This window comes from Ktedonosporobacter rubrisoli, from assembly GCF_004208415.1.
Lineage (GTDB): Bacteria > Chloroflexota > Ktedonobacteria > Ktedonobacterales > Ktedonobacteraceae > Ktedonosporobacter > Ktedonosporobacter rubrisoli.
Genome location: NZ_CP035758.1, coordinates 875,810 through 893,901, shown reverse-complemented (window position 1 = coordinate 893,901; position 18,092 = coordinate 875,810). Strand labels below are relative to the sequence as shown.

Sequence of the window (18,092 nt, the reverse complement as noted above, 5' to 3'; positions counted from 1 at the left end):
GGTGTTATTTTTCCTCTCTATGCTCAGCAGGCGAGGTTCCGGGTTCCTGCTGTGTACCTTTGCCTGTTTCCCGGAATATGTCTACGAGGGTAAGGCCGTTTGTTTCGCAATAATTGCGGCAAGCAGTTTCCTGCTGTTCCAACGTGTGTCTGTCCGCACTCTCCGTGCTGGCACGCCGGTACATGAATTCCTGTAGCATGATGTGCGTCTTCCTTTCCGTAACGCATTCGTCTGACAGGTGCTAAGGGCAATGCCCTCCGTTTGGGTGTATTTCCGCCTGGCTTATATTATAGCAGAGAATTTCAAGATTTAGGGAATGCACTGTAAATGAACAGTTCCACACCGCCTTACGGTTCTGCGGTCTTACGGATTAGCCCAAGCGATAGAGTTAGTTATACTATACCATAAAACAGTGTGTTTTGCCATGAAGCGTAATGTGATGATGCACAGCGTATGATAGCGTCCTGCAACTATTGACAGCGTAGCAGTGTGAATGGCATACTTATAAAAGAAATTATCTTTGTTTAGGAGTGGCTTAACCTATGACGCTTGAAGGGTATCGGGTTAAGCTTGGATGGTCGAAAGCGAGGCTGGCCCGTGAGGCCGGTGTCCGCGCCGCCACGGTAAGTGACGCCGAAAAAGGCGACAGCATCTATAAGGCGACTGCCGGGAAGATTGCTAACGCCATATCCAGGGGATTAAAGGAGTTAGGTGAAGAAAAAGAAATCACCTACATGGATATTGAAGGGCTTAATTTTGCCGACTGACATCCAGGCTTATTTAAGGAGGTGATGCTAAGAAACGCCCAGGAAGAACCCAGGCGTCCCTAGAGACTTTTGATAAACCGGATTTGAAGCTGTGTACACCCTGAGAAAGTTCCACAGCCCAATCAGAAATTTCCCATCCTTTTTAACTGTTTCCACAGTGGCGGCAAAAGACACTGCGTTAGAGGGTTTTTGCCGCCAGGACAGGCTAAAAGCCTAGTGGTAGTTTACCACGATTGGCGCTACCTGTCGATTCAGGGAGAGGTAAGCCCATGAGTGTACGCATCAGTACATTGTTCCCGGATTTTCCCGAAGAAGACAAGCAGCCACCGCTGACGCTTGCCTATATGACCGACACCAGCATTCCACAAACCATCGTCCCCGTATTCCTCATCCATAGCCTGAAAGACCCCTTCTGCGATAATCCCCTGTGTGTCTGCCAGGCGCAGCGCGTGCAGAAGAACGCCATGCTGCTCAGTATCACGCGGGGAGAGGTCAACCTGCGTCCCGCCGAACGCTTCCAGGAGCCACCGGAAGGAGTTCGCCCAGGAAAGCCTGTGGTAATTCTATAAAAAATGGGGAATGCGTGTGAATTCACAACCGCAACTCCTCCCTGAACTCCCTCACCTCCTGCACATCGCCGTATCCGTCTTCGTCTAGGCTACGCAGCACCTTATTGACATGGCTCAGCGCATGGGCCGATCCCATGATGGTGCAGCGGCGGTAGAACTCGCGCAGCTCGGTGACGCACTGCTCGATTTCTCCCAGCATTTTATAGGCTTTCGCCCAATCCAGCGGTATCCAGGCTTCCACCCGGATGTCCTGGCCGACGCGCAGGGCTTCGGTGATGTCATCACGCATGGCGAGGGTCTTTTCCGGTTGCCCCAACTCGATATAGCCCCAGCTCTGCTCGGCCATGATGGCGGATACCGCGCTCCAGGAGTAGATAAAATCGGTGCCGTCTTCGATATCGTCCAGCCCCTTAGCAAGCGTCAGCCCGGTAGCGACGGCGCGTTCAAACCGCACTGCGTCCTTATGGCCGCCGTAAGCGCGGATGAGGTACGAGGATATGAACGCACGCAGCAGGCGACTGCCGCCGATAGCGGCGTCCCTGGCGTCTTCCAGATACATTACCGCTTCCTGGTGGTTGCCCTCGCGGTTCAATTCTTTGCCGATGCTTTTCAGCGCCAGCGCTTTCAGGGACGGTTCGGTTTCATGTTCAACCAGCTTGAATATTTCCTCATAGGTCTGCATCACGGCCTGGTACTGCTTCTTTTCCAGCAGCGCCGTCGCTTTCAACCGGAGATACTGCACGTAGAGAAATACGAACCGTTTCTCCAGCCGGACAGGCGGGGGAAGGGACTCATTGAAATACGCGAATAACTTGCCCAGCTTCCTGACCCCGGTATCGGCTTCCGCGATGCGGGCCGCGCAACGCAACGCCCAGATTTGCCGTATCAGTTCCTCGACCGTATCCAGGGTTTCCTCATACATGGACTTGCCATGTCCCGGCAGAAGCGTCTGGGAAAACGGGTCAAAATCCGCGAGTCCCACTTTCCAGTAGGGGATAGAAAGAATATCACAGACCTTGCGGAGCGTCTGGGGATTATCAATGCGTTTCCTGCCGTGCTCGATATCCTGGATATATTTCCAGGTCACGCCGTCGCCGCCGCCGAACCGTTCACTTCTCGGCCATTTATCGGCTAACTGCTGCTGGGTCATATGGGCTTTTTCACGATATTCCCGGATAGTCATGCCGTAGTGATACATCTGCTCACCTCTCGCCCTGCAAATTATCAACACCCACATCTAAGGGGGTACTATTAAAAAGGCTCCTTCATGATAATACCTACAGATGTGTATCTACCAAAGAGGACTATTTTACGGTACTTTTGTCTACGGGGTTATTATCTTTTGCACGTTTGATTGTATCACACGGGAAGAGGGCATTATGCCGAATAACAGCGAAGTGGCCCGGTTGCTTGAAAATATACGGCTGTCCTATGAATCAGCATATTTAGCTATGCATGGCCCGGCTATTGTGGGCCGACATGAAATTATCACCCGGAAGATGGAAAACATGCAGAAAGACCAGGCACAGCTACAAACTATCGTGGGAGAACAGGAGGCAAACAGGCTTGTCGCGGAAACTCTGAACGAACCGTTAGAAAGCGAGGCACCCGGAAGTTGAGCCATTATGACTAAGCAGTTTCGTATCAACCAATCCACCCAGCCTATCCCGGCAGTGCATGTGAGGAAGGAAACGAGTGAGGAGCGGTTCGCACGGCTGAAGCGAACGGCGGATGCCACAGGCAGGCGGCTCGTGCAGGTGTATCTGGAGGACGAACGGAAACGCCAGCAGGGAAGTCAGCGCTGACCTTCCACTGCCGGTTCGTCCGGGACTTCCGTGATAAGTTCATGCACCGACACGCCCAGCGCTTTCGCCAGCTTGCTCAGCGTTTCGGTTGTGACCGTGGCGGTCGGATTCCGGTAAATCCGTTTGATGGTATTATCATCGACATCGCTGGCTCTGGATAATTTGCCCTGCGAGAATCCCTTTTCCTGGGCGATCTCTTTCAGGCGTATATAAATCAATGCGTTGTCTCCATAGGCTTGATTGCATTAGCATACCAAAAGAGGCGGGCTAGCGTAAGGAGCCACGTATTAGTACCCTTAAGCATAAGCCTTTACTTATCAGCCTTTATATTATCTATCGGATGGAAGTGGTGACATCTTGAGCAGAAAAAACCGTCGCAAACGGCACACGCAACAATCACAACCTGACTCGAAGATATTTTTCAGCTTGCTGACCGTCAGGCTCCTGAAAGACGCACTGCATTTTTTTGAAGCTTTTCTGCGCTGTGAGCCTGATAAAACCCCGAATCTGCCCTTTGCTAAAGAAGTCGTTGCCGGGCTAAAGGCCAAACTGAACGAAATGCTGGAGCGCGAGGAATGGCATGAGGAAACGCCACTGGACTATAACGAGATACATCTGCTGCACACAAGCTGCGCGATGTATCTTATCGAACTGAAGTTCACTCACCAATATACTTTGATCCCTCCGTGCATACAGCTCTGCAAGCAATTAGCGCTCGTGGTCGAACATGTAGACAAAGAAGTACGTAGCCAGCATTAGCGGAAAGGAGCACGTTCGTGGAAGAAAGCAACGAGCCGGTTGCGGGAATGACGCGCAGCCATCTCCAGGCGGTTTCCTGTATTTTGTATTTTTATGAGCGGCATTTATGGAACTTCACCGCACCATCAGTCAGGCGCACGCGGCAGATTGTGGAAGTCCAGCTCTTGCTGGTGAAACTGCAACTGCTTCCTGAAACCGGCTTCACGGCGCTTAACCGCAGCGACGTGGGATATATTGAGGCTGCCATCACCGTGTTTACGGCCCAGGCCAGGGAGAAGATCCAGCAAACGCCGCAGCGGGATGAAGTGCTTGCCCGTTGTGAGGAACTGCGCACGTTCCTGGTAGAAAATGCCAGGCATCCCGACCCATAGCGGCGGTGCCTGCTGCTTCTCCACACCCATCCAGTCATTGAGAACTGCCCTGTAGCATCGGGTGGCACAATGCCCTTGATTGGCTGTGCATCGCCTCCGTGAGAACAATGCACCGTGTACCAGCATGGACGCGGAACGCAACAATAGAAGCGGTGAGGGCTTCACCGATGACGAAGCGATATCCCTTGCCACTCCTGCCCCCTGTTTTCCTCATACCGCGCTACCCGTTCACGGCCACTAGGCCAGGATACCGGAACCGGAAGCTAGCCCCGCCCGGCGCGTTGCGGGTTTCATGGCCTCCAGGTGCGTATCACAAGCGCTCTATGCCTTGCCGCCATGTTTCCCTGTTTTCTTATTTCCAGGCCATCACATCGGATTTCCTTTTTCAGGCTCGCACAGCCAGAAACCTCTTTCACCGGCTTAACCTGGCAAACTCCCCGCACGCCGCGAACCATAATTTTCCCCTGACGTTGCCATTCCTCGCGGATAGACAAAATTCAGGTTGCAGCGTGCAGCGACCCCGCCTTCTCGGTTGCCGTCAAGAGGTTACATGGTGTGACCTCGCAACTGAAAAAGGAGAAACGTTATGATTATCGGAAATTTCAAGAAAACGAAAAAAGGCTATGAAGGCACCATCGAAACGCTCTTATTCACCGCAGAGGCCGTTATCGAACCCATCAACAGCAGGTCAGGCAAGGCTCCCGATTTCCGGGTCTTGACCGCAGCGGGCCGCGAGATGGGAGTAGCCTGGAAGCAGTCCAGCGAGAATACCGGCAAGGCGTACCTGTCCGTCGCCATCGAAGATCCCAGCGTCTCTCTGAGGAATTGCTTCCTCCACAAGACGGATACCGGCGACTACGTTCTCACCTGGAACCGTGCGCGGCGCAAGTCAAAGGCGAAGAGTACCCAGCCCGATAGCGGACAGGAATTCTAAAGCCCGGAGGGCGGCAGCGCTGCCGCCCTCATTCAAACCCGAAATGGAAAGGACATTTTATGACAACGGTAATACTTCATCTCTATCACGGCAGGAATACACCTGACGAACAAATGGAAAGCTGGGGCTTTGATGGCCCGCGCATAGAATGCGATTGCGTAGGGTTTACGTATGGCACTATATGGATCGTCCGAAACGGAGAGCGTGAAGATTTAACCCCGAAGGGGGAGGATTTAATCCCCTGGGAAGGCAAATACTACGGTGACTTTGAGGTTATTGCCAACGCGGAGCGCAGGCACGGTAACTCCCGCCCTTTACCTCAAACCCAAATGTGAAAGGATAGTGTATGGCTTTCTTCTTAAAGAATATAGATACCATTTTCTGGGTGTCGGTCGCGGCAGCCGTTCTGATACTCTGGTTCGTGCCCCAGAATCCGCATTCCCATTATCCCCCTTCCCGGCATCAGCGTCCCAGACATCCGCATCCCCGGCGCAGAGCCACAGAGGCCGAGAGAAAGATGGAATACAAGAAAAAGATAGAATACTATAATAAGAGCCTATGGACGAACTACTGGTTCAGGCTGCTGCACCGTAGCAAAGGAGATGACCGGTAGCCGTTCCCTCTCTTCTCAGGTGCCGTAGCAGTGCATCGCCCGTCTCTTACCGGCTACGCATCTTCCATTTCCGGCGTATTCTCCTCCGGTGCCTGTCCATCCACCGGCCCGCCAGATACCGGAGTCGGCGGGATAGAATCCAGCGGGGGCAGGCGCGGCATTCCCCATTCCTCCATCAGGTCATCAAACAGCGCCCTGTCCCCAGGCCGTGTCAAATCCCTGTTCAGGAGATTGTACATAAACTTTCTGACGGGTTCACGCCGTTGCGCCTCTTTCAGCACCGCCTGACCCATAAGGATTTTGCGGCGCGTGTCCTTTTTGTATTCCTCTTCATTGATGCGCTTCGCTTCCGTTTCTCTTTCTCTCTGTAGCGCGGCTATCTGCGCGTCTATATTGGTTAATCTGGCGCTCTTTTTTTTCGGCTCTTTCGGTCTTCTCGGTCGGGTGCTGTCTGACATTTCCAACCTGCCTTTCGAGAATTGCACATGCAAGCATGGCTACACTCCAGGACAAAGGATACTCCTGGAGCCGTCTGGAAACCAGTGAACATTTTATGATAGGTTCACGCCGCATCGCTTTTTTATTTGGCTCTTTCGGTCGTTCCGGTCGGGAATTGCCCCTGAAAAAATAGCTGCACCTGGATGCGTAATTATATAATATAGCATCTAGCGTCAGATAGCATGCTGTAATGTTGAAGTAGCATATACCCGTCAGGGGAGAACGACCTCTGTTGATACCCAAATAGCGTAAACCCGCAAGGGGAAAATGGCGTTACCTATGCGAAATATAACGACATTTCCGGTAGCCGAAACGACCGAAGGGCGCACCTACGCAAACGCAGTTTGCAGTGCGTTCTCAAAAGGGGAGTTTCCCCTTGCCGAAGGCTTACCCAACACATCGCGCCAGGGCGCGAAGGCAATACTGCAAATTGCGAGTTATTGCCTTGATAGGTGCTATTTTCTTAAAGCCGCCAATGCGGTTTTCCAGGGGAGGAAAATAGCATGGTAGTGGATGCCAACTGGTACAGTTGCGATATCGGCGTCATCAGTCGATCCGGGGTGCGCACTGCGGTCGGAGCCGCCGCCTATATCACCGGCACCAAGCTCTATGACAGGGAACTGGAAGCCTCCCCCAATTACGAGCCGTCCGACTACACGCGCAAGGGCGGCGTCGAGCAATGGTTTATCACCGCGCAGGGAAAAGTGCCGGAATGGACGTTTGATATTGACGCCTTAACGAACGAAGCCCAGGCGCAGGACACGCGGAAGAATAGCCGCACGGCACGCACCGGCAGGTTTTCCTTGCCCTCTGAAGCGGATGCGGCAGGGCGCGAGCAAATAACGCATGAAGTGGCGGATTTTCTTGCCGAGCGTTATGGGGTTGCCGTGATAGCGAGTGTCCATGCGCCCGACCGCCACGGCGATGATAGAAACTGGCACGCGCACCTCTGGTTCACGACACGGGAGATAGATGAAAACGGATTAGGCGCAAAGACCCGTGTGCTGGATGATAAAAAGACCGGCCCGCAGGAAATCATCCGTATCCGGGAAGCGGTCGCGGATATTATTAATGACTACCTGGAAGATGCGGGGATAGACGAACGGGTGGATCACCGGAGCTACAAGGACAGGGGCATTGACCGCACGCCGATGATTCATCTGGGCGAAGCGGCGAGCGCGTTGGAGCGGCAGGGGATCGCTACCTCTCGCGGCGACCGCAACCGCGCCATCCGGGAAAGCAACTGGAGGATTGACCAGCTCACCGGGGAGATTGCGGCCCTTCAGGCGGAGAGAGTCCGCGAGCTGAAAAGCGCGTTTTTAGAGCCGGAGCTGGAACCGGCAATCGAAGATTCCCCCATCTCTATTAGCCAGGAAGCACCGGAACCTGCACTAAGCTGGAAGGAAGAGAAGGCGCTGGTGCAAGACATGGCCCAGACGGATGTGACGGGCGCAATCCTCGACCCGGTTGCTGCGTATGCACCGGAAAACAGTTTTGCTTTCCTGACCCAGGAGGAGCCTGCCCCGGAGGCGCAACCGCCGCCTGCTCTGGAGGAGGAACCATTCCAAGCGCAAGATCCGCTGATGAGCGAGATTACGAAAGAGTTTGTGCGCCAGATTAGGCAGTATGGGGAGATTCAGGAATACGGCTTAGGTAAAAGCTGGTTTGATAAAACACTCGTCAAATTTGCGAATTTGTACTATGATACTGTTGAAGCAGTAAAAGACACATGGCAGGAATATGTGGTAAATCGCTACCAGTCCAGAAATAATGATCATGATAAGGATATAGAGCATGAAAGGTAGATATAGGGTAAGCCCCCACCCGAAGCCATAATATGCGACAGTTCAACGCCCCGTACAGCCACTTTTAGAATAAGGAATGCCCTCGATGTCTGAACCGTTATCCTGGGAGGAGGAGAAACGAAGAGCGCAAGACCCGCTGACGAGCGATCTGGTGAAGGAGTTTGAGCGCCAGATTAGGGAATATGGAGAGATTCAGGAATATGGGTTGGGCCACTCTATAGTGAAGGATACGTGGCAGAAATACGTTCCAACCCGTCACCGGGACAGGGAGAATGACCCTGATGGGGATGGAGAGCCTGAAGGGTAAATGCCGCCACAGACTATCGGCTGAATTGCTCCGCGCCAACTGTAAATCGACTTTAGCATAAGGAATGCACACGATGTTTGATCCATTCTCGTTGCTGCCTCGAAAAAAGAAGCCGTACAAGGCATTTGCTGCCAGGAAGGGGGAGCCGCCGCACGGCAAAAGCAATGGCAGCGATGACGAGGCCGAGTGGATACGGACAGCGCCCACAGGCAGCTTTGAGATACTGGACAGCCTGAAGTCCCATATCGCCCCGAAGTACATGCATTTCGTATTCCCGGTGTATAACCGGCTGGGAAAGAATGCCGCCCTGGTGTTTCATAACCTGGTGGTGAAGATTTACGGTGAGCACTTGCAGGAGTTGATCCTGTCCATTCGCCGGGAAACCTGCATTTATATCCAGGTTTTCAATGAAAAGGAACATCTCCCGCCCAAGAAAGGCGAGGCTATTATCAAGAGGATTGAGATAGACATGGGCGATGCGCTGAAAGCATACTGCATGGATATGGAAGCGGTAATAAAAGAATATTTTGCTGAAATGGGCACGTGGACGCAACCAGAAACCTTACCGGAACCGCTGTCATAGGGGGCGGAAAAGAATCTTCCTGCCAGTCCGCATCAATTAAACACATTTTCGATAAATCCCCCAATCTTCCTGCAAGCCATGCGTAACTTATAGTATAATTTCACTAGAGTTTACCGGCTACAAGTGAGCCACTGGAAAATAGTTCCTGGGAGGTGAAAACCATGTCAACCTGGGAAGATGCCAAGCGGGCAGCCCAGAGCACGTACATCAATGCGGGCAACGGATTTCAGGACAGAAACGGTTTCGGCCAGGCGTACCAGCAGTTCTTATTAACCGGCCAGATCTCCCCTTCGCTGGGACTGAGCGATATTCATCACCAGATAGCCGAAGAACCCTACCAGCCGACCGAAACAGACTGGCAGGAGTATGCACATTACCGAGACGCATGGGAAAAGGAGAATCCCGATCCCCGGTTGACAGGCCCAGACCCGGACGCGCCGGAGCTGGGATAGCCCATAGGAGGTGTGAGCCATGCCAGATTGGGAAGACGCCAAGCGGACAGCGCAGAGCGTGTATCTAAGCACAGGACGCGGGTTTCAGGACATGTATAGCGGCATCGGCTATGCGTATCAGCAGATATTGATGAACGGCCAGGTTTCCCCGATCATGGGAGGCAACAACATGACCCAGCAAATCGCGGAGGGTAATTTCGAGCAGCGCGGCATTAATCCTGAATATCAGGCAATGGACAGGTTATATCAGGCGCAGGAAGAAGAACGCGAGCACAACGAAGCCATTCTACAGGACTTTGAGCCGGAGCCGGGAGGGTAGTCATGACGCACGACCCGTTAGCGCCGTTCAGAAGGGAACCGAAGCAGGATGAGGACAAGGCGTTGCCGGATAAAATATGGGGTAGTGATGAGCATAGGTGTCTCAGGCTGGCAATAGACGCGCTCAAAGAAAGCCCTGATAGCCCGTTGTCAGGGGTAAGCGGTTATTATAGCACTCATGCTTTAATTCCAACATTGGAAACCGTGTATGATAAGGCAGAGCGGGAGTTACAACAATCCCAAGCTCGTATTTCGATGTCAGACAAGGAGATAGACGCAGCAGTAAAGCATGACCTGAAGCTATGGGAAGCCGCCCGGAAGGATAGAGTGCAGGCTCCAGATATGGAGCCGGAAAGATAGGTGCTGCATTGAGTAGCGATCCGCTGTCCCAATTCCGCCGGGGAGAGCAGCCGTCCGCATCCCCAACATCAGCGAGCCAGAACAGAAGAGCCACACCGGCCAACACAGGCAAGAAAACCTACGAAGCCTTTGATAAAAGAGGCCGTCCGTCCCCCTATCTCGAAATCCGCTGCGTGCTGCAACCCTCCCAGACGCCGCAATCCCGGTATCTGATGGATGTCGTCTACAGCGCCGATTTCGACGACGGATTTACCTTGCTCTACAGCTTCATGGCGGTGGAGATAAGGGGGACGAACCTGAAAGACGTGCGTCGTGCTGTCCAGAGCGGCCAGTGCGAATTCATCCAGGAATACCATGAGAATGAATTTGCCCGGCCTGCACAGGCGGAGCCGGTGATTACCTCGGTCAAATTCATTACCGGGGAAAAACTGGACGATATTTTATCCACCTTCCGAAAAGCACCGTAACCTGTGCCTACTATCCGCGCACCCCACGGTTTCTCACACCCGAAACCCGGTCATTATATATTGAAAAACGTGAAAGAAGAGTGACACAATGCCCGCAGGCAGAGAGGATACTCTGCCCGATTTTCACCCGCTGACGGTCATCCGCAATTGGGGAAACGGGCAGGCATTCAGATTGACAGACGCATTAACCGGCGTATGCGTCTTCGGAGCCACCGGCAGCGGCAAGACTTCCGGGGTAGCGAAGCACCTGGCGCTCGGCTATCTGGCGAACGATTTCGGCGGGCTGGTGCTGTGCGCCAAGAAAGAGGAGCGTGCGCAGTGGGAGCAATGGGCGCTGGATACAGACCGCTATGATGACCTGGTGATTGTGGATGCCAGCAGCAAATGGCGGTTTAATTTTCTGGATTGGGAAGCGGAGCGGGCCGGGGAAGGCGGAGGACTCACCATCAACATCGTCGCCCTGCTCGACGAGATCGCCGGAGCGATAGCAGGCGGGGCCGGGAAGGACGAAGGGGGTGGGGAAAATAAATTCTTCGAGGATGCGCTTCACCACATGAATACCAACCTGGTTGACCTTCCTCTCTTTGCGAATCTGCCGGTGTCCCTTCCCCTGCTGCGTTCCATCGTGACCACTGCACCGACCAGCCTCAAAGAAATGAACGAGGATGAATGGATCAGTAAAAGCATCTGCGCCGCCATTATTATGGAAGCGGGCCGCAACCTGAAAGATGCGCCCAAAGAAGTGCTGGACGATTTTGAAGAATGCCGGAATTACTGGACACGCGAGTTTCCGGTGCTTTCGGAGAAGACCAGGAGCATTATCACCCTGTCTTTTGCCATGCTGGTCAGGCCGTTCGTCACCCGGCCCCTGCGGCAATTGTTCAGCACCGACACTAACATCAGGCCGGAGGACGCCTTTGACGGCAAAATCATCATCATTGACCTGCCCATACAGGAATACCGGCTTGCAGGGCGTGTCGCTAATCTGGCATGGAAATACTGCTTCCAGATTGCGGTATTGCGCCGGACGAAGCCGCAAGGGGCGTATTTACGGCCTGTGTTCCTGTGGGCGGACGAGGCCCAGAACTTCATCACGGATTTTGACGCCGAGTACCAGGCTACGGCGCGATCCGCAGGCGGATGCACGGTCTATCTCACCCAGAACCGCGAGAGCTACCGCAGGGTCTTGGGCAATGACGACAGCGTAGACGCGCTTCTGGGCAATCTGCAAACGAAATTCTTCTGCCAGAATGCAGGCGATACCAACAAATGGGCCGCTGAACTGTTAGGCGAACGCTGGGTTATGGTTGACAGCATCAGCGCATCGCATGGGCAGGCGAATGATAGCGCCAGCAGCAGCGTCAGCAAAAGCGAGCAGCGCCGCTATTTTGTCGAACCGGCACGGTTTACCACCTTAAAGCGCGGCGGTGAGGTCTATGGCTATCAGGTGGAGTCTATCGTCTATAAGGGCGGGCACATCTTTAACGACGGCCAGCCGTTCAAGCTGCTGACGTTCAATCAGGGTTAAGTGTCAGATGGCTATGCTCCAAAGGTAATTTCTTAAGTTTCAACGGAGTCATAGCCACGAGGCATCCTATTGGATGTGTTATATCCATGAAAGCAATAAATATAGGGGCAATGAAGAGGATGATAGGGAAAAAGTAGTACGTCAGCGATAGACGCCAGGAGGTATTCTCATGCAAGGGCAGCAGGAACAGACCTTCACCTTTGAGCAGAAAGTCAATATCCTGCAATATTTTACGTTATTCCCCGCCTTAACGGTCATGGTGTTTCTGCGCAGAAAGATTGGCTACCGTTTCCTCGACATGCTGAAAATCCAGATCATGGTCGTGTTGTTGTGGGGTTATGGCATTTTCAGCGCTATCCCGTTCGGGCCACAAGCGGGAACCATCGTTGTTCTGTTTTCGCTCGCGGTGCTGATAGCGGCAATCATCGAGCGCCGATTGCGCTGGCGCGACATCAAGCGCGGCATACGCTGGCATACCTACAGCCGGGGCATCTCCTGGTTCAGCTATTTCCTCCCGCTTCCTGAGCATATCGTAAAGCGGTTTATCGATCCGGCAGCCGTGCTTATTCCAGGGATTGCGCTGTTCTTTCTCTTCCGGCCATTAGGGTTCTATCTGATTCTGAGCGCCGTCTGCCTGTTCTTATTTGAGACTATAGATTTTCAGAAACAGATCGACCGCATGCTTGACCAGCTTGATAATCAGGTCGAAGGTGAAATCGCAAGCGAGAATATGGAGTATTTCCAGAACGGAGGGGCGGGAATCAGGCCGATTGAAGAAACCGCAGGCATCCCGACCGGCACCGACCCGGACTTAGCTGCCGCGATTGAACGCAGGCGGGCGCGGAGCCGGAAGACTCAGAAAACCCTACCTGCACCAGAGCCGCTGCAAGGTTCCCTATCCCAGCCGGAAGCAATCGCTTCCAATGGAGCCACCGCGAGCCAGCAGGCACCGGCAGTATCGCTACCTCCTTCATCATCGGCAGATGCTTCTACGCAGTCACCATCTTCTCCTCTGGGCTATCCGCAGCAGGAACCAGTAACCCCGGAACCATCGTCCAATGGGCCTCGCCGCCGCGTTACCCTGCCGGATAATTTAGTCATGACGGATACATCTGAGCCTCAAATATCACAAGCAGCCATGCCATTGCAGGCTGCCGCTACGCAAGTGCCACAGGCAATTCCTGTTATCCAAAGCCCCGCCGATCCGGCGTTCGCGGCATTGCCATCCGGCGCTCCGTTTATGACGCCGGATGGCAAGACAAGGTGGAAAAAATAATGGATGAGTGGGATTCCATTTCCAGCGATACGCCGCCAAATAGCGCGACGGATGATGCCTGGGATGCGGTTTCAACACCTGGGCGACCGTCCTCGCAAAGGCGGCAGCTTCCGCCCGACAACCTGATCATAGAAGATTCATTGCAGCCTGCCAGGCTGCCAGGCCCAATCATGCCTGTAACGGCTTCTTCTCAGGAACCGCCAATCGCGCCTGCGATGCCTTCCCCTGTCCATGCGAAGGGGTGTGCAGTGTCGTCTTCCGCTTCCGCTGCCACGCTTCCGCCTGCCCCTCCCTTGCGGTACAAGCAAATAGTCAGGGATATCCTGGCGCTACTGAGCGCGGTTCTTTTCTGGGGAAGCGTTGCGCCCTACTTTTGGCACCATATTTATTACATCTCCTTTCTCATGCCTTTTTATACCCCGCTTCTCTGCCTGCTATCCTACGCCATAGGAATGTGTATAGCCGCTATTTCAGGCCGTAAAGGGTTTGATGCCCTTTCCCCTGTACTCCTCGGCTGTCTTGCCGGTTTTGTTATTAGAGTAGTCATTTTCCTAACGTGGATAGATTTCTATGTACTAACGTTCGATGTATATATCTTCCTGTTTCCGCTCCTCGGAGCCGCCACCTATGCGGCCATCCAGAAGATAAGGGGGCGGTCATCGCAGGCTTCCGGGCGGCAACGGCCACTACCCGCACCACAATCCTCTGTGTGGCAAAAGACCGCTTTGTGTTTCGCTGGCCTTTTGCTGGCAGCAAGCGGTTTCTCGGCATTTCATGTGGTGAATGTCCATAATGCGAGCGTTGCCGCTACGGCCACAGCGGAGGTGGTTGCTACCGCAACTGCTACCACGGCACAGCAAATGTACATTCAGGATACAAGCGGAATACCGGCCATCGAAGATCCCCTGAGCGATAATAACAAGGGTTATGCCTGGGGGGTATTGACTTTTAACTTCGGCGGATCGTGCTGGTTCACCGGAAAAGATTATCATCTTGCTATAACCAATTCAGCTAATTACTGGATGTGGTGCGCAGGCAGGGGGATAGCTCTCAATAATTTCGCTTTCCAGGTGCAGGAGAGGATGCTGAAACCCGGCGATGCGGGCATTGTTTTTGGCTATACCGCAAACGGCTTTTACAGGATGGATGTAGGTTCAGAGGGAACATTCACTTTATATCAGTACACCGAAAATAATAAGCAAACCCAGGTCGTGCAATCCGGCACCAGCTCCGCCATCAAATCCGGGCTTAATCAGGCCAATATCATGACGCTGGATGTACATAATGGCAATTTGTATTTCTATGTGAATAGTCAGTTTGTTATGAATGAAGACCTCAGTGCTAACGGCCTGCCTTACAAACCTGGCACCTTTGGATTTGCTGCTGAAAACTTCGGCCAGCCGACTGAAGTAGTGTACACTAACCTGAAGGTCTGGATGCTCTGAGTGGGATTATTCCAATGGCACGTATCCGTGTGCTGGGCCAGCCTCTTATAGAGTTGATGGAGCAGCATTAAGCAGAACTAGCCGTAGCCATGACAAATGATCTTGTACCAGCACGAAAGCGGCAGCCTCCCGGAAAGCCAGCGGAAACTGATTACCCACCGCTAGGCAACAGTACAACAAGAGCAAGCGTAAATACTTGCTCTTTTTTTGTCGTCGCTAGACCGAGTAAGGTAGAACTGTAACAAAAGCTTAATAAAATCATGCTTTAAGTTGTAAAGCATTTAATATATTTTAATATTGTCTGTACTCTTTTCAAGTCATGCCTGTTCTCTCAATTCATTGAGACAGCTTTAGAGATGATAAGAACTGGAAGTTATAGGCACATTTAGGCTTCGTGCCCGACGTTTCTTGTGTAAGTCGAAAGATTTATACTGCTGTCAGAAAGGTAAAAAAGACAAATGATTTATCGTTTATACGGCATGGTGATACTTTCAGTGTGTTTGGTGCTGGTAATGGCAGGCTGCACCACCACTACCACTACTACGCTTAACTCCACGTATAACGTTCATAATGGCAAATTAACAAAGTGTACTCTCTCGTCTCATCCTGGAAATGGGAACGGAGATGGGGTATGTACTTGGCCGTTCTATGCATCTTCTAACAGTTCTGACCCGACTACGGATCTTTATGAATGTTCAAGTTATAACGGCACATGTACTCCTGTTACATCTAATACATTCCTTACTCCCACTTCGCAATGCATCCCCCATTGGGTGTACGACCAGCTCGCTAACAAAGGTGTAGCTTGGCAAATCCTGTACCAACAGGTTTACACCAACGGTGGTACTACTACTACAGACTGGACGGTTACGTTCAGTCAGTCTTTGACCGTTACGGTTACAGACGAGAAGCAGGCCACTAGCTCGTTAGACGGTAAAGATATCGACCTTATCATAACAACGATAGCTCTTAGTGTAAAGCAGCAGGTTAATCATAGCGTGGCGAGCGCTGTACAGGTAACTGTAACTAACAGCCCACGGATTTTGGTCGCGCCCGGAACTACGGCGCATGCCATCTACGGGGTAGAGGTACAAAAGACATCAGGCCATTTGTATGACTCTAACAAGTGCGAGAGTAATTGGGATTTTGGTATGGACTTGACCTATACGCCGATTGCTTCCGGCTGGTGCTCATGGATAGGCGATAAGTCAGGTGCTTGCCCATCTATCTAGCGACCTTATTGTCACAAAAAGTTCACTGCCTTTCCATTGGAGAGGCAGTGAATCTATGCTAAGATATGAAATAAGAGTCATCTTACCAGTCGGATAATGTGTGAGTCGTGGAAATAAAATATTAGTTGGTTTTGTGATCGGTGCGCTTATTCTAGGTGCAGCCGGTCTTTTATTTGCCCCACATTTATTAGCAATGGCTGGAGTAGTAATAGGACATACTACTACCCAAACGATGGCCATCAACTCCGCCTTGCTGACCGTAAAGGGGTGGTCTGCTGGCGTAACTGTCGCAACATTCGGGAATCTTCAGGCTGGCATAACGGCACTTACAGGACTTATTGGTGGTTTGGCAGGAGGGCTAATTGGGGTAAAGAGCAGTAAAAAAGAAAACAATTCTACCCTACAGTACACTGTTCCGTCTTCTGTTGCTTCCATAGCCAATGAAAAAGCAACAGGGTATACTCCTTCGCTTGATATTGATGGACAAGTGGTAGGGAAAAGCTTTGTAAAAAACTATGAGCGGGAAATGCTGGCAGTGTCTCAATCTCCTCCAGGTCAATATCTTTACTAGGCTTCCTTTGATTTCCACTAATAACTCTCAAGAAGGATAAATATAGAATGGAACTATATCAGGCCGTGGTCAATAGGATACAGAAGGTTAATAGAGCGTGGGTTGACCTTGTAATCGGAGTGTGTGTCTATGGTGCATTTGGCTTTTTTGTTTCATCACCTTTGTTGGCATTGGCAGGAGTAACGATTGCAGCCGAGCATGGCATGTACCTCAATGGAACTCTCACCCCAGGCACTACAGGTGTAGCCGCTGCTGTATTCTGGCATCTTCAGGTTATCATAACGGTGCTTTGGACAATTATTGGTGGTTTAGCGGGAATGACATGTGGGGTAGTGAGCGTTCTGAACGAACGAAACCGCACTTTGCAACAGTACGCTTCTTTTGCTGCCATTGCTAACAAAAAATCAGCTAGGAACTCTCATACATCCGATAGAGATAGAGGAACGGCAGAGATAGGCTTGCAATCCCCACCTGATCAATGGCTTCACTAAGCTCCCTTACCTTTAGACAAGGCTCCTGAAATCTCCGCAAGCCGCTAACAGGCCGCATTAATGCAAACGGTCTGTGATGATCAACAGATCCGGTCTATCCACATGGTCGGCAATGAATTGCAGTTCCCGATTGCTTTATAACACCGGCTCGGCTGCCTGCTCTACCTGTTTATCAAGCTCCCTGAAATAATTTATATGTTCGCGCATGACTTCGTGTACTAATCGCCGCGCCTCATCCTCGTTCGCGGCTATACGTTTCCCATCCCATGCCAGGTGCTCTATATCAGGCTTCCATGTGCTGATATTAACCGCGTGTGGCTGTTCAGTGTCAGGCGCAGGCGGATAGTAGGAGATATACGCTAATGCTTCCTCCCGCGTATTGTCCTGCTCGGCTGCTTCCCTTAATTTTCTATCCAGATTGGGAAAGTCTTTGCTGTTGGCGAATAACACTAGGCCGTAGCCGGAATTAATTATCTCTTCCACCTTCACCCCGTTCACTTCAATTTTTTGTATCTGTCCATCTCCCATAATACCCCCTCCTCTATACTTATTTTGGCTGTTTGGCCGGAATAGTTTGGCTATTCTCATATCCAAGTTTTGCCATGCACTGACTTTCTAAAGCTCTTTCCTGGTTCTGAGCTTCCTTATTGCATCCCACATAATCATCATAAGTTTGCGCCCAGGATGTCCCGTCTTTGTGATAAGAGCCACAACTTGAGAGGCTAAGAACAGCAACGGCAAGGCATATTTTTTTCATTCTAAATGCTCCTTGTTTGACCGCTTTGGTGACTGGGGAGTTAGAAAAACCGCACAAGTGGTTTACTGTAACCTTTAGGCCGGAAAGCCCTGAACATACGTTACAGTCTCCCCAGCCATATGGGCTAGGGAGTACAAAATATCGTCGTACAAATCCGCTTGTGCCGGGTTTCTACACCCAATAG

General features: G+C 51.9%; 27 protein-coding genes. 21 read left to right on the top strand and 6 right to left on the bottom strand.

Annotated features, from left to right (window positions below; genetic code table 11):
- Positions 1-4: 4 nt before the first annotated feature.
- The gene (locus tag EPA93_RS04030; RefSeq protein ID WP_129885805.1) at positions 5-199 is read right to left on the bottom strand and encodes a recombinase family protein; all 195 of its coding nucleotides are present in this window, start codon (positions 197-199) and stop codon (positions 5-7) included.
- A gap of 343 nt (positions 200-542) precedes the next feature.
- Here EPA93_RS04030 and EPA93_RS04025 point away from each other — a divergent pair, with 343 nt between their 5' ends.
- Complete coding sequence (locus tag EPA93_RS04025) at positions 543-767, top strand: helix-turn-helix domain-containing protein (RefSeq protein ID WP_129885804.1); 225 nt, start codon at positions 543-545, stop codon at positions 765-767.
- 269 nt (positions 768-1,036) lie between these two features.
- On the top strand, positions 1,037-1,336 hold the full coding sequence (locus EPA93_RS04020; RefSeq protein ID WP_129885803.1) for a hypothetical protein: 300 nt from the start codon (positions 1,037-1,039) through the stop codon (positions 1,334-1,336).
- A 22-nt stretch (positions 1,337-1,358) separates the two neighbouring features.
- Here the strand turns inward: EPA93_RS04020 and EPA93_RS04015 are convergent, their stop codons facing one another.
- Positions 1,359-2,534: a helix-turn-helix domain-containing protein gene (locus tag EPA93_RS04015; RefSeq protein ID WP_129885802.1), complete on the bottom strand. Its 1,176-nt coding sequence runs from the start codon at positions 2,532-2,534 to the stop codon at positions 1,359-1,361.
- A 181-nt stretch (positions 2,535-2,715) separates the two neighbouring features.
- Here EPA93_RS04015 and EPA93_RS04010 point away from each other — a divergent pair, with 181 nt between their 5' ends.
- A complete protein-coding gene (locus tag EPA93_RS04010) occupies positions 2,716-2,955 on the top strand; it encodes a hypothetical protein (RefSeq protein ID WP_129885801.1) in 240 nt (79 codons plus the stop codon).
- Between the two features lie 6 nt (positions 2,956-2,961).
- A complete protein-coding gene (locus tag EPA93_RS04005; protein WP_129885800.1) occupies positions 2,962-3,141 on the top strand; it encodes a hypothetical protein in 180 nt (59 codons plus the stop codon).
- Here the strand turns inward: EPA93_RS04005 and EPA93_RS04000 are convergent.
- On the bottom strand, positions 3,132-3,359 hold the full coding sequence (locus EPA93_RS04000; protein WP_129885799.1) for a helix-turn-helix domain-containing protein: 228 nt from the start codon (positions 3,357-3,359) through the stop codon (positions 3,132-3,134). The genes EPA93_RS04005 and EPA93_RS04000 overlap by 10 nt on opposite strands.
- Before the next feature lie 139 nt (positions 3,360-3,498).
- On the opposite strand from EPA93_RS04000, the gene EPA93_RS03995 reads away from it, so the two are divergent.
- From EPA93_RS03995 to EPA93_RS03975, 5 genes are all read left to right on the top strand, one after another.
- Positions 3,499-3,900 (top strand): hypothetical protein, encoded by a 402-nt coding sequence (locus EPA93_RS03995; RefSeq protein ID WP_129885798.1) that lies wholly within the window; start codon positions 3,499-3,501, stop codon positions 3,898-3,900.
- Between the two features lie 17 nt (positions 3,901-3,917).
- A complete protein-coding gene (locus EPA93_RS03990) occupies positions 3,918-4,271 on the top strand; it encodes a hypothetical protein (protein ID WP_129885797.1) in 354 nt (117 codons plus the stop codon).
- Between the two features lie 586 nt (positions 4,272-4,857).
- Positions 4,858-5,205 carry a DUF736 domain-containing protein gene (locus tag EPA93_RS03985; RefSeq protein ID WP_129885796.1) on the top strand — a complete coding sequence of 116 codons (348 nt, stop codon included), beginning with the start codon at positions 4,858-4,860 and terminating at the stop codon, positions 5,203-5,205.
- Between the two features lie 59 nt (positions 5,206-5,264).
- Positions 5,265-5,540 carry a hypothetical protein gene (locus EPA93_RS03980; RefSeq protein ID WP_129885795.1) on the top strand — a complete coding sequence of 92 codons (276 nt, stop codon included), beginning with the start codon at positions 5,265-5,267 and terminating at the stop codon, positions 5,538-5,540.
- An 11-nt stretch (positions 5,541-5,551) separates the two neighbouring features.
- Positions 5,552-5,818 carry a hypothetical protein gene (locus EPA93_RS03975; RefSeq protein ID WP_129885794.1) on the top strand — a complete coding sequence of 89 codons (267 nt, stop codon included), beginning with the start codon at positions 5,552-5,554 and terminating at the stop codon, positions 5,816-5,818.
- Between the two features lie 53 nt (positions 5,819-5,871).
- On the opposite strand, the gene EPA93_RS03970 is transcribed toward EPA93_RS03975, so the two are convergent.
- Positions 5,872-6,276: a hypothetical protein gene (locus EPA93_RS03970; RefSeq protein WP_129885793.1), complete on the bottom strand. Its 405-nt coding sequence runs from the start codon at positions 6,274-6,276 to the stop codon at positions 5,872-5,874.
- Positions 6,277-6,819: 543 nt separating this feature from the next.
- Between EPA93_RS03970 and EPA93_RS03965 the strand changes: the two genes are divergently transcribed.
- From EPA93_RS03965 to EPA93_RS03910, 12 genes are all read left to right on the top strand, one after another.
- A complete protein-coding gene (locus EPA93_RS03965) occupies positions 6,820-8,121 on the top strand; it encodes a MobA/MobL family protein (protein ID WP_129885792.1) in 1,302 nt (433 codons plus the stop codon).
- Positions 8,122-8,206: 85 nt separating this feature from the next.
- Positions 8,207-8,428: a hypothetical protein gene (locus EPA93_RS03960; protein WP_129885791.1), complete on the top strand. Its 222-nt coding sequence runs from the start codon at positions 8,207-8,209 to the stop codon at positions 8,426-8,428.
- Positions 8,429-8,501: 73 nt separating this feature from the next.
- Entirely contained in the window at positions 8,502-9,011 is a 510-nt protein-coding gene (locus tag EPA93_RS03955; RefSeq protein ID WP_129885790.1) for a hypothetical protein, read from the top strand.
- Between the two features lie 161 nt (positions 9,012-9,172).
- Positions 9,173-9,463: a hypothetical protein gene (locus EPA93_RS03950; protein ID WP_129885789.1), complete on the top strand. Its 291-nt coding sequence runs from the start codon at positions 9,173-9,175 to the stop codon at positions 9,461-9,463.
- Between the two features lie 19 nt (positions 9,464-9,482).
- Positions 9,483-9,782 carry a hypothetical protein gene (locus EPA93_RS03945; RefSeq protein ID WP_129885788.1) on the top strand — a complete coding sequence of 100 codons (300 nt, stop codon included), beginning with the start codon at positions 9,483-9,485 and terminating at the stop codon, positions 9,780-9,782.
- 2 nt (positions 9,783-9,784) lie between these two features.
- Complete coding sequence (locus EPA93_RS03940) at positions 9,785-10,141, top strand: hypothetical protein (protein WP_129885787.1); 357 nt, start codon at positions 9,785-9,787, stop codon at positions 10,139-10,141.
- 8 nt (positions 10,142-10,149) lie between these two features.
- The gene (locus EPA93_RS03935; RefSeq protein ID WP_129885786.1) at positions 10,150-10,608 is read left to right on the top strand and encodes a hypothetical protein; all 459 of its coding nucleotides are present in this window, start codon (positions 10,150-10,152) and stop codon (positions 10,606-10,608) included.
- Positions 10,609-10,696: 88 nt separating this feature from the next.
- Positions 10,697-12,136, top strand: coding sequence for a type IV secretory system conjugative DNA transfer family protein (locus EPA93_RS03930; RefSeq protein WP_129885785.1), 1,440 nt, complete (start codon positions 10,697-10,699; stop codon positions 12,134-12,136).
- A 169-nt stretch (positions 12,137-12,305) separates the two neighbouring features.
- On the top strand, positions 12,306-13,412 hold the full coding sequence (locus EPA93_RS03925; protein ID WP_129885784.1) for a hypothetical protein: 1,107 nt from the start codon (positions 12,306-12,308) through the stop codon (positions 13,410-13,412).
- Positions 13,412-14,857, top strand: a complete 1,446-nt coding sequence (locus tag EPA93_RS03920; RefSeq protein ID WP_129885783.1) for a hypothetical protein — start codon at positions 13,412-13,414, stop codon at positions 14,855-14,857. Before EPA93_RS03925 ends, EPA93_RS03920 begins: the two co-directional genes overlap by 1 nt.
- A 1,332-nt stretch (positions 14,858-16,189) precedes the next feature.
- Complete coding sequence (locus tag EPA93_RS03915; protein WP_129885782.1) at positions 16,190-16,660, top strand: hypothetical protein; 471 nt, start codon at positions 16,190-16,192, stop codon at positions 16,658-16,660.
- A gap of 47 nt (positions 16,661-16,707) precedes the next feature.
- Positions 16,708-17,151: a hypothetical protein gene (locus tag EPA93_RS03910; protein ID WP_129885781.1), complete on the top strand. Its 444-nt coding sequence runs from the start codon at positions 16,708-16,710 to the stop codon at positions 17,149-17,151.
- A gap of 135 nt (positions 17,152-17,286) precedes the next feature.
- Here the strand turns inward: EPA93_RS03910 and EPA93_RS03905 are convergent, their stop codons facing one another.
- Both EPA93_RS03905 and EPA93_RS03900 read right to left on the bottom strand, forming a co-directional pair.
- Positions 17,287-17,679, bottom strand: coding sequence for a hypothetical protein (locus EPA93_RS03905; protein WP_129885780.1), 393 nt, complete (start codon positions 17,677-17,679; stop codon positions 17,287-17,289).
- Positions 17,680-17,698: 19 nt separating this feature from the next.
- The gene (locus EPA93_RS03900) at positions 17,699-17,908 is read right to left on the bottom strand and encodes a hypothetical protein (protein WP_129885779.1); all 210 of its coding nucleotides are present in this window, start codon (positions 17,906-17,908) and stop codon (positions 17,699-17,701) included.
- Positions 17,909-18,092 lie beyond the last annotated feature (184 nt).

Coding starts and splice junctions, on each gene's coding strand:
- EPA93_RS03900 (WP_129885779.1), bottom strand. CDS start 17,908: ATGAAAAAAATATGCCTTGCCGTTGCTGTTCTTAGCCTCTCAAGTTGT.
- EPA93_RS04030 (WP_129885805.1), bottom strand. CDS start 199: ATGCTACAGGAATTCATGTACCGGCGTGCCAGCACGGAGAGTGCGGAC.
- EPA93_RS03950 (WP_129885789.1), top strand. CDS start 9,173: ATGTCAACCTGGGAAGATGCCAAGCGGGCAGCCCAGAGCACGTACATC.
- EPA93_RS03980 (WP_129885795.1), top strand. CDS start 5,265: ATGACAACGGTAATACTTCATCTCTATCACGGCAGGAATACACCTGAC.
- EPA93_RS03905 (WP_129885780.1), bottom strand. CDS start 17,679: ATGGGAGATGGACAGATACAAAAAATTGAAGTGAACGGGGTGAAGGTG.
- EPA93_RS03975 (WP_129885794.1), top strand. CDS start 5,552: ATGGCTTTCTTCTTAAAGAATATAGATACCATTTTCTGGGTGTCGGTC.
- EPA93_RS03955 (WP_129885790.1), top strand. CDS start 8,502: ATGTTTGATCCATTCTCGTTGCTGCCTCGAAAAAAGAAGCCGTACAAG.
- EPA93_RS03940 (WP_129885787.1), top strand. CDS start 9,785: ATGACGCACGACCCGTTAGCGCCGTTCAGAAGGGAACCGAAGCAGGAT.
- EPA93_RS03920 (WP_129885783.1), top strand. CDS start 13,412: ATGGATGAGTGGGATTCCATTTCCAGCGATACGCCGCCAAATAGCGCG.
- EPA93_RS03910 (WP_129885781.1), top strand. CDS start 16,708: ATGGAACTATATCAGGCCGTGGTCAATAGGATACAGAAGGTTAATAGA.
- EPA93_RS04010 (WP_129885801.1), top strand. CDS start 2,716: ATGCCGAATAACAGCGAAGTGGCCCGGTTGCTTGAAAATATACGGCTG.
- EPA93_RS03925 (WP_129885784.1), top strand. CDS start 12,306: ATGCAAGGGCAGCAGGAACAGACCTTCACCTTTGAGCAGAAAGTCAAT.
- EPA93_RS04020 (WP_129885803.1), top strand. CDS start 1,037: ATGAGTGTACGCATCAGTACATTGTTCCCGGATTTTCCCGAAGAAGAC.
- EPA93_RS03985 (WP_129885796.1), top strand. CDS start 4,858: ATGATTATCGGAAATTTCAAGAAAACGAAAAAAGGCTATGAAGGCACC.
- EPA93_RS03945 (WP_129885788.1), top strand. CDS start 9,483: ATGCCAGATTGGGAAGACGCCAAGCGGACAGCGCAGAGCGTGTATCTA.
- EPA93_RS03960 (WP_129885791.1), top strand. CDS start 8,207: ATGTCTGAACCGTTATCCTGGGAGGAGGAGAAACGAAGAGCGCAAGAC.
- EPA93_RS03965 (WP_129885792.1), top strand. CDS start 6,820: ATGGTAGTGGATGCCAACTGGTACAGTTGCGATATCGGCGTCATCAGT.
- EPA93_RS04005 (WP_129885800.1), top strand. CDS start 2,962: ATGACTAAGCAGTTTCGTATCAACCAATCCACCCAGCCTATCCCGGCA.
- EPA93_RS03970 (WP_129885793.1), bottom strand. CDS start 6,276: ATGTCAGACAGCACCCGACCGAGAAGACCGAAAGAGCCGAAAAAAAAG.
- EPA93_RS03930 (WP_129885785.1), top strand. CDS start 10,697: ATGCCCGCAGGCAGAGAGGATACTCTGCCCGATTTTCACCCGCTGACG.
- EPA93_RS04025 (WP_129885804.1), top strand. CDS start 543: ATGACGCTTGAAGGGTATCGGGTTAAGCTTGGATGGTCGAAAGCGAGG.
- EPA93_RS04015 (WP_129885802.1), bottom strand. CDS start 2,534: ATGTATCACTACGGCATGACTATCCGGGAATATCGTGAAAAAGCCCAT.